This is a genomic window from Microbacterium sp. NPDC089987 (assembly GCF_044748505.1).
GTDB lineage: Bacteria > Actinomycetota > Actinomycetes > Actinomycetales > Microbacteriaceae > Microbacterium.
On the sequence record NZ_JBIVGE010000002.1, the window covers coordinates 591,776 to 604,574 of the forward strand.

A 12,799-nucleotide genomic window follows, 5' to 3' on the forward strand; every position below is an offset into this window, starting at 1 on the left:
GGAGAAGGTGTTGAATCCTCTTCTCCTCACCGCGTTGACTGGCGACATCCCGAGCCTGGAGGCCGCCTTGCCGCATCGCCCGAACATCCTCGTCGTCATGGCCGACCAGTTCCGCGCCGCGTCCCTCGGCATCGCCGAGGAGGATCCGGTGCACACGCCGCACCTCGACGCGCTCGCGGAGAGTGGCAGGATCATGCGCCAGGCGGTGAGCGGCTACCCCGTGTGCAGCCCGCACCGGGCGATGTTCCTCACCGGGATGCGTCCGCAGGTGAACGGCGTCACCTTGAACGTGAACTCCGAGAGCGCGCAGGACGGGGTCGGTCTGCGCGACGGCCTGCCGACGTGGGCCAGCGTGCTGCGCGATCACGGGTGGCGCACCGGCTACATCGGCAAGTGGCATCTCGAACCACCGGTCGCCGACGATGAACAATTCGGCGAGGGACGCCGCGACGACGGCAAGGTGTGGGATGCCTGGTCGCCGCCTGCGCGGCGATTCGGGTTCGAGTACTGGTACTCCTACGGCGCGGCCGACCGCCACCTCGCCCCGCACTACTGGACGACGGATGCCGCTCGAGAGGAGCGGGTCGATGTCGATCAGTGGTCGGCCGAGCACGAGGTGGATGTCGCGATCGACTTCCTGAGCGACGCCGGCGACGACCCGTACGCCCTGATGGTCTCGCTCAACCCGCCGCACCAGCCCTTCGACCAGGTGCCCGACCGCTATCGCTCGCGCTACGCCGATCTCGACGAGCGCACCCTTGTGAACCGCCCCAACGTGCCTCACGGCACTGCCGTCGCAACCGAGGCTGCGAAGGTCGCCCGTGACTACTTCGCCGCGATCACCGGGGTGGACGAGCAGATCGGGCGGCTGGCCGCCGCCGTCGCCGCGCAGGACACGAACCGGTCGACGGTGATCCTGTTCACCTCGGACCACGGGATGCAGCTGGGCAGCCACGGCCTGATGTACAAGAACGTGCCCTATGAGGAGTCCATGCGACTGCCGCTGATCGTGCACGCGCCCGGCTTGATCCCCGCAGGGGAGTCTCACACCGTCGTGGACTCCCTGGACTTCGCGCCGACCATCCTCGGCCTGGCCGGCGTCGCCACCCGCGACGAGCGGGTCGCCGGCCGCGATCGCTCGGATGCCCTGCGCGGCGCGCCCGACACCGCGGCCTCCGATGACGATGACGCCACGCTCTACATGCGATTCGCCTCGCGATCGGAAGTCAGCAGTGTGCGCGGACTGCGCACACGCACCGCGAAGGTCGTCGCGACCTGGCATCCGGAATCCGGGTTGGAGGTGCAGTTCTTCGACCTGCTCGCCGATCCCTACGAGCTGGACGACCGCTCTGATGACCCGCGTGCGGTCGCGCTGGCCGGCCGACTGCACGGCGAGCTGCAGCGCGCCGGTGATGCATGGGAGGGCGCTGCGGCGCTCGCCGGAGTGCTCAGACCTGCGATGTAGGGTCGGCCGGCAGTCCGACCCGCGCTCGCCAGCGCTCGTGCGCGTGGGTGAGCTGTGCGACCAGCCGCGGTCGGCGGGAGGCGAGATTGTCGCGCTCGCCGGGGTCGCCGGCCAGATCCGTGAGGATCAGCCCGTCGCCGGTGCTCGTGTGCTCGACCGCGCGCACGTATTGCGCGGTCGGACTGTCGCCGGCCACCGAGAGCAGCTTCCAGTCGCCGCGACGCACGGCCCACTGCCAGCCGCAGTCCCAGTGCAGCTCGCGCTCGCCGGTCGGCGCGCGATTCTCGCGCCCGTCCTGCGCACCGGGGGTGTCGTCGTCGGCGTCGTCCTCGAGCAGGGGGCGCAGGTCGCGTCCGTCGTCGTCCGCGTTCTCGGCGAGCCCCGCTGCCGCCGCGAACGTGGCCGCGAGATCCAGCGCGCTCACCGGTTCGCTCACCACGGTGCGGGCGGCGGCGACTCCGGGCCAGCGCACGAGGAACGGCACCCGGATGCCGCCCTCCCACAGCGTGTACTTCGTGCCCCGCAGCACACCGTTGTCGCCGTAGTTGCACTGTGATCCGCCGTTGTCGGTGAGGTACACCACGATCGTGTCGTCGGCGACGCCGGAGGCGTCGAGGCGGTCGAGAAGGCGCCCGATCGCGCGATCCATCAGCTCGAGCTGCGCGAGATAGAAGGCGCGCCCATCGGGCAGATTCGGGCTGATGGCACCGTCGTACCAGTCGAGGTACTCGGCGGCGCCCGGATGCCAGTCCCCCGGGCTCTCCAGGCCGCGCGCGGCCAGCTCGTCATCGGGCAGCTGCCAGCAGAAGTTGTGCACGGCGTTGAAGGCGACCATGGCGAAGAACGGCTGCTCGCCGTCCTGACGCTCGATGAACGCCCCCGCCCGGTCGGCGATCTCGTCGGTCGTGAAACCGTCGAACTCCACCGCCTCCTCGCCCGACCAGAACGGCTGCACGCCCATCGCCTCGGCGGCCTCGCCGTACTCGGCGACCGCGTCTGCGCTGTGATGCAGGTAGTGCAGGCGGCCCATCGACTGGCCGGCCAGACCGTAGAACGACTCCTCGAAGCCGTGGTGCGGCGGGGCGCCGCGGTCGGCGGCGGTCTCGTCGCCGTAGTGCACCTTGCCGAAGTACCCGGTCGCGTAACCCGCGTCGCGAAGACGTTCGGCGATGGTGGGGGCGCTGCCGATGTGCGCCGAGTCGAACCACAGGCCGCCCCAGCGCTGCTGGTACTGCCCGGTGATGAGTCCGGCGCGGGAGGGCGAGCAGATGGGCGCCGTCACGTAGGCGTCGGTGCAGGTCGCGCCCTCGGCCGCCAGACGGTCGAGCACCGGAGTGCGCACCCCGGGCGTGCCTTCGGCCGACCGGTCGGCGTAGCCGTGGTCGTCCGAGACGATCAGCAGGATATTCGGGCGGCGGGTCATGAGGCTCCATCCCATCCGGGCGGCGCGAACGCGCCGAGGGGGTCGTCGTCGAGGGTGCGGGTCTGTCCCGCGCCGAACACCGGCAGCCCGCGGCCGTCCGCGCGCGGGTCCGCGTGCTCAGTGAACCATGCGTCGAGCATCCGGCGCATCCGCGCCACCTCGCCGGCGTACGCGGGATCGTCGGCGAGATTGCTGCGCTCGCGCGGATCGGCGGCCAGGTCGTACATCTCGTGCGGGCCGTACGGATGCCGGTGCACGTACTTGCGCTCCGCGGTGCGGATCATGCGGACGGGCCCGTACTCGCTGTGCACGACGACCGGACGATCCGGTGTCTCGGCGCGCGCACCGCGCAGCACCGCGGCGAAGCTGCGCCCCGGCCCGTGCTCGAACGGCTCGGGGTCGAGTCCGAGCATCTCGAGCAGGGTCGCCGGCAGGTCGTAGGCGCTGAGCAGCTCGTCACGCACGTCGCCCTCGGGTCGCACGCCGGGCCCCGCGACGATGAAGGGCACCATGACCGACTCGTCGTACATGTTCATCGGGAAGGTGCCGTTGCCCTTGCCCCAGAAACCGTGCTGCCCGCAGCTGAACCCGTTGTCGCTGAGGAAGACCACCACGGTGTCGTCGGCGATGCCGTGCAGCTCCAGCCGGTCGAGCACGCGGCCGATGGCAGCATCCATCGCCGTCACTGCCGCGAAATAGCCGATCAGTGCCTCGCGGGTGTCGGCCTCGCCGCCGATCGGCGCGCCGTCGAGAGTCTGCAGCCACGGGTGACGCTGCTCCTGAGGGCAGGTCTCGAACGCGCAGTCGCGATAGAGCTCGGTGAACTCGGCGGGATGCTGACCGGCGAACGGCTTGTGCGGCGCCGTGAAGTTCAGGGCCAGGAAGAAGGGGGCGTCGTGCTGCTGCTCGGCATCGAGGAACGCGATCGCGTCGTCGGCGATCACATCGGTCAGGTAGTCGGTGACGTGCTCGGTGCGACCGTCACCGGTGTGCATCACCGCGTCGTGGTACGGGCTGCCGCCCCCGTCGAGGGCGTACCAGTGCACGAAGCCGCGGCGCGGCACGTCGCTGGCGCCGAGGTGCCACTTGCCCGAGAGCCCCAGCCGGTATCCGGCGTCGGCGAGCGCATCGGTGAGCGTCGGCGTCCCCGCGAGATGATCGCGGCCGGCAGGACCGGAGTGCGCGCCGTCGAGGTAGTCGTGCACGCCGTGAGTGGACGGAACCTGACCGGTGAGCAGACTGGCGCGGGCCGGTGAGCAGACGGGCGACGCGCAGAAGAACCGGTCTAGACGGATGCCGCGTGCAGCCAGCTCGTCGAGGACGGGGGTGCGGATCTCGCGGTTGCCCGCGGCACCGAGCGCCCAGGGGCCCTGGTCGTCGCTGACGATGAGGATGAGATTCGGCTGAGTCACGTCAGCGCTTCCGCGTCGGCGAGCAGCAGAGCCGAGCCCTCCTCGGCGGAGCGGTATGCCGCGAGGACGAGCTCGACCACGTGCCTGGCGTGCTCCAGCGGCACGGTCGGCGTCCCGCCCTGCACCACCCGCTGGAAGTCGGCGAGCTGCGCGGTGAAGGCGCTCTGGATGTCGTCCGGGTGGGTGCGATGGATCAGCTGCGAGCGGCCGTCGGCGTGCACGGTGGTGCCGTGCCGAGGATCGATCTCGATGATGCCGCCCTCGCACACGACGGTCACCAGGTCACCGCGCGTGGCCGGGTCGCTGACGACGACGATGCTCACCGCGACCCCGTTGTCGAGGCGCAGCATCATTGCACCGTCGGTCTCGACGGTCGAGCCGAAGCGGTTGACGGTGGTGGCGAGCATCTCGGCGGCGCGGCCGCCGCCGAACCACAGCGAGCGGTCGATGCAGTGTCCGCCGATGTTCATCAGCGCGCCGCCACCGGCGATCTCGGGGGAGAAGAACCACGGCGAGCGGGTGCCGGGGCGATAGTCGGTGCTGCGGTTGTCGCGCACCATCCGCACCGCTCCCAGCTCGCCCGAGGCGAGCACCGCGTGCGCCGCGACCTTCTCGGGGAGGTAGTGCTGGATGTGTCCCACGGTCAGAGCGACACCCGCGCTGTCGCACGCGGCCACCAGGCGGTCGCAGTCCTCGAGCGTGGTGGCCATGGGCTTCTCCACCAGCACATGCGCGCCGGCGGCAGCCGCGTCGACACCGATCGGCAGGTGCGTCGCGTGCGGCGTGTTCACGATGACGGCATCCACCGTTCCCGACTCCAGCATCGCCCGGTGGTCTGTGAAGACCGCGGCATCCGGGCATCCGGAGGCCACCCTGCGAGCCGCGGCCTCGTCGATGTCGCAGACGGCGGCGAGCCGCATGCCGTCCAGAGTCGCCGCTGCGGCGCAGTGGTACGGGGCGACGGCCCCTGCTCCGATCAATCCGATCCGCACGTGTCTCTCCCTCGATCAGTCCTGGTGAAGTGCGCTCGCGCCGCACGAGCGACGTATGACGATGCGCGGTCGCAGCCGGATCTGGTGCAGCGGGCATTCGTCACCCTCCACCAGCCGGCGCAGCATGACGTCAGCGGCCATGCGGCCGATGCGGTACTTGGGTGGCGCCACTGCGGTCAGCGGCACCTCGGCCAGATCCGCGACCTCGTCGTCGTACGAGGCGAGCGCGATGTCATCGGGGATTCGCACTCCGGCCCTGCGGGCGGCGCCCTGCAGGAGGGCCGCCTCCCGATCGCCGAAGACGAGAGCGGCGGTGGCGCCGAACTCCCGCAGCGCGATGAAGGCGGAAGATCCGGAATCGGCTTCCCACTCCTGCTTCGTCTGCGCGAACTCGAGCCCCGATGGCAGCCCCAGATCGGCGATGGCGCGACGGAAGCCTCGCACGATGCCGAACTCGGTGACCGTGGCCGAGCGTGTGAGAAGAGCGATGCGTGAATGACCCAGGCGTGCGAGGTGCGCGATCGCGTCGTAGGCGCCACCGGCGTGGTCGGAGCACACGTGCTCGGTGGTGTCGGCGGGGCCGACATCGGCGAGGCTGCGCTCGACGAGGACCACCGGGGCGGGCAGCGCCATCAGCTGCTGGGCTCGGGCGAGCGGGTCGTCGAGTCCGGTGAGGGTCGGCGCCAGGATCAGGCCGTCGACGCCCGCATCCAGCAGCGACGCTATCGCGTCATCCTCACGCTCGGGCTGGTATCGGTAGGTGGCCAGCTGCAGCGAGGCGCCCGCCGCCTGCAGCGACTCGTCGATGCCCTGCAGAACCCGCGGGTAGTACAGCTGGGTGTCGGGCAGCAGCACGCCGATACGCCGACGGGTGCGCTCCTCCCGCGGGCGCGTGTGCGCGACGAAGCTGCCGGCTCCCTGACGACGCACGACGATGCGTTCGGCCACCAGTTCGTCGAACGCGCGGCGCACCGTGGTCAGCGACAGACCGGTCTCCTTCGAGAGCTCCTGCTCGGTGGGCAGCTTCTGGCCTGCGGTCCACGTACCGGCGAGGATGCCGCGACGAAGCTGATCGGCGAGGAGCTCGAACTTCAATCCCCGCGACTCTGCGTCGCGCACCGTTGCGCGCTTTCCGGCCATGCCGATCCCCTCCGTCGTTCTTCCTTTGATTCTTCGTTCCGAGAGAGAAGGAATAAAGACGTATTCGGTGATTCCTTTCATCTGCCAGCGGCGTCGCGGAGGCGCGAAGCCAGAAACCGTCGCAACAGAACGATTACGGATATCGGAATACTCCTTGAATGCTCTTCTATCGAAGAGCGAAAGTCGACCCACGCAGGCGACGATGCCGCGCACAGACGAAAGGAAATCCGATGGCGAAGATCCGAAAGGTCTCGGCCCTTGTCCTCATCGGCGCGGTCGCGCTCACCGCCGCCGGATGCTCGTCCGCTTCAGGCGGCGGGTCCAGCGACTCCGGAGAGTTCACCTACTGGGCGATGTGGAAAGAGGGCGAGGCTCAGCAGAAGGTGGTCGCCCAGGCCATCGCCGACTTCGAGAAGGAGACCGGCATCGAGGTGAACGTCCAGTGGCAGGGGCGCGACAACCTGAAGAAGACCGTCCCCACGCTCAACACGAACAAGGTGCCCGACCTCGTCGACGGCTCGTTCGCGAAGACCGCACCCGTGCTGGCTGAGACCGGGCAGGCGAAGCCCCTCACCGAGGCGTACGCCGCCGACGTCGACGGGGAGAAGGTGTCCGCGCTGATCCCCGAGGCCTACCTCGAAGACGACGTGCTCACGGTGAAGGGCGAGGACGCGCCGTGGATGCTGCCCTACTCGCTCACCAGTGACGCGATCTGGTTCAACAAGGCGGCGCATCCCGAGCTCGTCGACAACGCGCCCCAGAGCTGGGACGACTTCCTCGCGACCATGGATGAGATGACGGCGGCGGGCGAGACCCCGATCGCCATCGACGGCGACGTCGCGGGTTACAACGCCTACTGGTACACCTCCGCGATGGTCGGCCTTGCCGGCCCCGGCTCGCTGCGCGAGATGGCCGCCGACAAGACGGGCAAGGCTTGGGACGACCCCGAGGCGCTCGAAGCCGCACAGATGATCGAGGAGCTCGTCAAGGGCGGCTACTTCATCGACGGCTACAACGCCAGCAAGTGGCCCGCGCAGCAGCAGGTCTGGGCCGACGACAAGGCCGTGATGCTCTTCAACGGCACCTGGATCCCCACCGAGACCGGCCCGTATGCCGCGGACGGGTTCGAGTACTCGTCGTTCCCGTTCCCGTCGCTGGGCGACAGCGCGCGCGCCGACTTCGTCGGATTCTCCGTGCCGGCCCGCGCGAAGAACGCCGAGAACGCGCAGAAGTTCGCGGCCTTCTTCCTGAACAAGAAGTATCAGGACGCCCTGGGCAGTGACGCCAAGATCATCCCGATCCGCACCGACGCGACCGTGAGCGAGGAGATGTCGACCGTCAAGGACGCACTCGACGCCGCGGACTCCTACTACATGCAGAACGACGGCATCAGCTTCCCCGGGTACACCGAGAAGCTGCTGTGGCCCGCGCTGAGCGACCTCGTACTCGGCAAGACCGACGCGAAGACGTTCGTCGAGACGATGAAGACCGGACAGGTCGACTACTGGAAGCAGAACTCGTGACCGACGTCGCTCTGGCGCCTGCCGCTCCCCTCCCCGCCGCCCGTCGCGGGCGGCGGGGAGGGGGCAGCACGATCGACCAGGCCCGCCGCCGCCTGTTCGTGCCGTTCGTCGGCCCCGCGTTCGTGCTGTACACGATCCTCTTCGTCGTCCCCTCGGTCTACGCGATCTGGATCAGCTTCAACAAGTGGGCCGGTGCCGGCCCCATGGAGTTCGTCGGGTTCGGCAACTACGTTCGACTGTTCAACGACAAGCTCTTCCTTCGTTCGTTCGGCAACACGCTGCTGCTGCTGTTCGTCGTCGGACTCGCGATCTTCGTGATCGCCTTCGCGCTCACGCTCGTGCTGCGCGACATGGCAGGCAAGAAGATCGCCCGATCGGTGATCTTCTTCCCCCATCTGGTCAACGCGATGATCTTCGGCGTGCTCGCCGGATTCATCTTCAACCCCGGCGGACTGGTCAACACCCTGCTCGGCGCCTTCGGCGTCACCGATCCGCCCGCCTGGCTCTCACAGGACAACCTGTTCCCGCTGATCATGGTGATGATGACCTGGATCACCACGGGCTACTTCACCACGATCCTCATGGCCGGTGTCGACCGCATCCCGCCGTACTACTACGAGGACTGCGCCCTCGCCGGCGCGAACGCCTGGCAGCGGCTGCGCCACGTCATCCTGCCGCTCACCTGGGACGTCTTCGGCACGTGCGCGGTGCTGTGGACGATCTCGTCGGTCAAGATCTTCGAGATCATCTGGATCTTCGGCGGGTCGACCGGCGCGGGCATGCCGCCGACCCAGACGTGGACGACCGCGGTGTACACCTACGTCACCGCCTTCTCCGGCGAATCCGTGCCCGCCTACGGTGCCGCATCCGCCTCGGCCGTGCTCTCGCTCGCCCTCGTGTCGGTGCTCGTGCTGCTGCTGCGACGCGTGATGAAGCGCGAAGCGATCGAATTCTAGGAGACATCGTGACTGCGACACTCACCGAAGACACCACCCGCACCATCGTGGTGCCCCCCGAGCACCGTCGTCCGCGCCGCCGGAGCGGAGCCGCCATCGGCAATGACCGAAGCGTGATCCGCGCGATCGGGATCGTGCTGCTGTGGGCCTTCGTCGTGCTGAACGTGGCGTGGATGGTGTGGATGGTCATCCAGGCCTTCCGGGACACCCGCTCGATCCTCGCTGAGCCCTGGGGACTGCCCACCTCGCTCGATCCGGTCAACTTCGTCACGGCCTGGACCGTCGGGGACTTCGCGACGGCGACGATGAACAGCGTGGTGACCACCCTCGTCTCGTCGTTCCTGACCGTCGCGCTCGCCGCCCCCGCGGCGTACTACCTGAGCCGCGTCGAGAACCGGCTCACCAACTCGCTGACGATGTACTTCGTGCTCGGGCTCGGCATCCCCGCCCAGGTGATCGTCATCCCGCTGTTCGTCATGCTGAACGAGGTCTACCTCACCGACAGCCTGATCGGGCTCAACCTCGTGTACATCGGCGTCTCGATGCCGTTCACCGTCTTCCTGCTCACCGCCTTCTTCCGGTCGCTGCCGCTGGAGATGGAGGAGGCAGCCGCCCTCGACGGCACGACCGCCTTCGGCACCTTCTGGCGCATCACCCTGCCGCTGGCCAAGGGCGGGATCCTCACCGCCTTCGTGCTGCAGGTCATCTCGCACTGGAACGAGACCCTCCTCGCGCTGACGCTGCTGCAGTCCACCGAGAAGTACACGCTTCCCGTCGCGCTGATCTCGTTCATCCAGCAGCAGACCTACTCCGGCGCGGACTGGGGCGGGCTGTTCGCCGGACTCTGCATCGTCGTGCTGCCGATGCTGGCGATCTACCTGTGGCTGGGACGCCGCCTCACCGAGGGGCTCACCCTCGGCATGGGCAAGTGATGACGGCCGCGACGCGGCCGAACCTGCTCGTGGTGATGGCCGATCAGCTCGGTGCGCACGTCATCGACCGCGATGAGGGCTGGGTCGACACTCCGCACCTTGATCGGCTGCGCCGATCGGGGGCGGAGTTCACCCGCGCCGCCGTGACCTTTCCGCTGTGCGTGCCCTCGCGTGCATCACTGCTGACGGGGCGGATGCCGCACGAGCTCGGCGTCGGCGGCAACCGGTACGGGTCGGCGGATGCGGAGCCGGGCGCGCGCCCCGAGAGCATGGGGCATCTGCTCACTGCTGCCGGCTACGACTGCGCCTACGCGGGGAAGTGGCACGCCATCTCGCCCAGCGCGCCGCCCGATGCCGGCTTCGACGTGCTGCATCCATTCGGCGATCGAGGTCTTGCTGACGCGGCCGTGGAGTGGCTGCGCGGCCGTGCGGATGCCTCGCGACCCTTTCTGCTGTTCGCCTCGTTCGACGACCCGCACAGCATCTGCGAGTACGCCCGCCGCCAGCCGATGCCCTATGGAGACATCGATCCTGGTGGGGTGCGCGATGCACCGCCGCTGCCGGCGAACTTCGACCCCGCCCCGTTCGAGGCCGAGGCGGTGCGCTTCGAGAAGCACGCCGCCCAGCAGACGTACGGCACTGCCGAGTACACGCCCGAGGAGTGGCGACTCTATCGCGCGGCGTACCGCCGGCTCGTGGAGCGAGCGGATGCTCAGCTGGGCCTGATCCTCGATGCGCTCGACGAGTCGGGTCTGGCCGAGTCGACCCTGGTCGTCTTCACCAGCGATCACGGCGACGGCGATGCGGCGCACCGGTGGAATCAGAAGACGGCGCTCTTCGAGGAGTGCGTGCGCGTGCCGCTGATCGTGTCAGGGCCTGGCACGGCGCCCGGGCCGCGGACCGATCCGGTGTCGGCCGGACTCGACGTGCTGCCCACTCTGCTGGAGGCCGCCGTGGTGCCCGCACCCGCGGGGCTGCGCGGCCGCCCGCTGCCCTTCGCGGACAACGCGTATGAGGCATCCGATCGCGTCATCGGAGTCGAGACCCGCTTCGAGCGCGCCGACCCACCACTCACCCGCGGCCGCGCGGTCTATCGCGGCCGGTACAAGTACGCGGTCTACAGCTGGGGCAGACACCGGGAGCAGCTGCACGACGTGGTCGCCGATCCAGGCGAGCGCCGCAACCTCGCCGTCGAATCGGCGTTCGACGGGCTCCTCCAGGAGATGCGGGCGTGCCTGCTGCAGTGGTGCATTGACACCGATGACCACGAATTTCTCAAGCTGATCCCGCTGCCGGCGGATGCCCCGGAGGGCACGCAGGAGCGGATCTTCGCCGTGCCCTATTGAGCCGAGACGTCCCGCCGCGCCCCGGTGTGCTCGGCTTGCGGATGGTCTTGAACCGACGGCCACTCGGGCGCACAATGGCCCCGTCGACGGATGAGAGGACGAGGCAATGGCGCACGGAGACATCACGCACATCGACATCCCGGTGACCGACATGCGACGCGCGAGCGACTTCTACGGAACCCTGTTCGGCTGGACCATCGCCGAGATGCCCGGTTTCGAGGGCTACCCCATGTGGCAGGCCCCGAACGGGATCTCGGGCGGCGGGCTGGCGCCGCGATCGGAGGGTTTCACGCAACCCCGCTCGTACGTGGAGGTCGACTCGATCGACGACACGATCGCCGCCGCGACGCAGGCGGGCGCGACGGTGGCGCTGGAAAAGAGCCCGATCACGGACACCAGCTCGTGGGCCGTGATCGTCGACCCCGACGGCAACCGTATCGGCCTCTACGAGGGCATGACCTGACCCCCGGCTACTGCTTCCGGTATGAGTTCGTGCCGCTCCAGCGTGATTGATGCGGCACGAACTCATACCGGAGCGAGAGGGGGGGCGCGGGTCGAGGGGCGGTAGCCTCGGGGGTCATGGGATCAGCCACGCACCAAGCACGGCGCACCGGCGCGGGGCTCGTCGTCGCGCTCGGAGCGGCGCTGTCGTTTGGCATGTCGGGAGCGTGGGCGCGCGGCCTGATCGATGCGGGATGGACGCCGGGCGCGGCCGTCACGGCCCGCATCTGGGTGGCCGCTCTGGTGCTGCTCGTGCCCGCCGTGCTGGCGCTGCGAAAGCGGTGGGGTCTGCTGCGCCGCAACGCCGGCATGATCGTCGCGTACGGTCTGCTCGCCGTCACCGCAACCCAGCTGTGCTACTTCCAGGCCGTCGCCCTGATGGACGTCGGCATCGCCCTGCTGATCGAGTACACCGCGCCCGTCGCGGTGGTGCTGTGGCTATGGCTGCGCCGGGGTGAGCGACCGACGCGGCGCAGCATCGTGGGCGCGGTCGTCGCATTCGGCGGCCTGGTGCTGATGCTCGATGTGCTCACCGGGGCGCGGGTGGATGCCGGCGGCATCCTGTGGGCACTCGCCGCAATGGTCGGCGCGGCGACGTACTTCGTGCTCTCCGCGCGCGAAGACACCGGACTGCCGCCGATCGTGCTCGCGGCCGCCGGCCTGTTGCTCGGCGGCGTTGGTCTGACGCTCGCCGGCATCGTGGGTGCGCTGCCCATGGCGTGGACTTTCGACGACGTCGGGTACCGGTTCGGGTCCCTGCCGTGGTTCGTGCCCGTGCTCACGATCGGCCTGCTCGCCACCGCCCTGGCGTACGTGCTGGGGATCGCCTCGACGCGCATGCTGGGCTCGCGGCTGGCCTCGTTCATCGCCCTCGCCGAGGTGGTCGCGGCCCTGCTGTTCGGATGGCTGCTGCTGGGTCAGCTGCCCGCTCCGGTGCAGCTCGTCGGGGGCGTGCTGGTGCTGGCCGGGGTGGTGATCGTCAAGCTCGGCGAGCCCGCCGCCGCGGGCGAGCTCGTGGAGCCGCTGCCCGACTCCGCGCGCTGAGACGCATCGCCCCGGCACGCTGTTTGTATACGTACGCGGCGCGCATGGCGCCAACAGGTCGCGTC

General features: G+C 69.2%; 11 protein-coding genes. 7 read left to right on the forward strand and 4 right to left on the reverse strand.

Features of this window, described 5'->3' with window-relative positions; genetic code table 11:
• Positions 1-10 precede the first annotated feature (10 nt).
• Positions 11-1,465, forward strand: coding sequence for a sulfatase (locus ACIPV2_RS10530; protein WP_400840999.1), 1,455 nt, complete (start codon positions 11-13; stop codon positions 1,463-1,465).
• Here the strand turns inward: ACIPV2_RS10530 and ACIPV2_RS10535 are convergent.
• The 4 genes from ACIPV2_RS10535 to ACIPV2_RS10550 are packed head-to-tail and all read right to left on the reverse strand — an operon-like array spanning position 1,449 to position 6,432.
• Entirely contained in the window at positions 1,449-2,888 is a 1,440-nt protein-coding gene (locus tag ACIPV2_RS10535) for a sulfatase (protein ID WP_400841000.1), read from the reverse strand. The genes ACIPV2_RS10530 and ACIPV2_RS10535 overlap by 17 nt on opposite strands.
• Entirely contained in the window at positions 2,885-4,300 is a 1,416-nt protein-coding gene (locus ACIPV2_RS10540; protein WP_400841002.1) for a sulfatase, read from the reverse strand. The genes ACIPV2_RS10535 and ACIPV2_RS10540 overlap by 4 nt, the downstream gene beginning before the upstream one ends.
• The gene (locus ACIPV2_RS10545) at positions 4,297-5,292 is read right to left on the reverse strand and encodes a Gfo/Idh/MocA family protein (RefSeq protein ID WP_400841003.1); all 996 of its coding nucleotides are present in this window, start codon (positions 5,290-5,292) and stop codon (positions 4,297-4,299) included. The genes ACIPV2_RS10540 and ACIPV2_RS10545 overlap by 4 nt, the downstream gene beginning before the upstream one ends.
• A 15-nt stretch (positions 5,293-5,307) precedes the next feature.
• Positions 5,308-6,432 (reverse strand): substrate-binding domain-containing protein, encoded by a 1,125-nt coding sequence (locus ACIPV2_RS10550; RefSeq protein ID WP_400841005.1) that lies wholly within the window; start codon positions 6,430-6,432, stop codon positions 5,308-5,310.
• Between the two features lie 230 nt (positions 6,433-6,662).
• Here ACIPV2_RS10550 and ACIPV2_RS10555 point away from each other — a divergent pair, with 230 nt between their 5' ends.
• The 6 genes from ACIPV2_RS10555 to ACIPV2_RS10580 all read left to right on the forward strand — a co-directional run bounded on the left by ACIPV2_RS10555 (position 6,663) and on the right by ACIPV2_RS10580 (position 12,734).
• Positions 6,663-7,955 carry an ABC transporter substrate-binding protein gene (locus ACIPV2_RS10555; RefSeq protein ID WP_400841007.1) on the forward strand — a complete coding sequence of 431 codons (1,293 nt, stop codon included), beginning with the start codon at positions 6,663-6,665 and terminating at the stop codon, positions 7,953-7,955.
• Complete coding sequence (locus ACIPV2_RS10560) at positions 7,952-8,911, forward strand: sugar ABC transporter permease (protein ID WP_340085938.1); 960 nt, start codon at positions 7,952-7,954, stop codon at positions 8,909-8,911. The genes ACIPV2_RS10555 and ACIPV2_RS10560 overlap by 4 nt, the downstream gene beginning before the upstream one ends.
• 8 nt (positions 8,912-8,919) lie before the next feature.
• The gene (locus tag ACIPV2_RS10565; RefSeq protein WP_400841010.1) at positions 8,920-9,843 is read left to right on the forward strand and encodes a carbohydrate ABC transporter permease; all 924 of its coding nucleotides are present in this window, start codon (positions 8,920-8,922) and stop codon (positions 9,841-9,843) included.
• Positions 9,843-11,189, forward strand: a complete 1,347-nt coding sequence (locus ACIPV2_RS10570; protein ID WP_400841012.1) for a sulfatase — start codon at positions 9,843-9,845, stop codon at positions 11,187-11,189. The genes ACIPV2_RS10565 and ACIPV2_RS10570 overlap by 1 nt, the downstream gene beginning before the upstream one ends.
• 106 nt (positions 11,190-11,295) lie before the next feature.
• Positions 11,296-11,652 carry a VOC family protein gene (locus ACIPV2_RS10575; protein ID WP_400841014.1) on the forward strand — a complete coding sequence of 119 codons (357 nt, stop codon included), beginning with the start codon at positions 11,296-11,298 and terminating at the stop codon, positions 11,650-11,652.
• A 116-nt stretch (positions 11,653-11,768) separates the two neighbouring features.
• Positions 11,769-12,734, forward strand: coding sequence for an EamA family transporter (locus tag ACIPV2_RS10580; protein ID WP_400841015.1), 966 nt, complete (start codon positions 11,769-11,771; stop codon positions 12,732-12,734).
• Positions 12,735-12,799 lie beyond the last annotated feature (65 nt).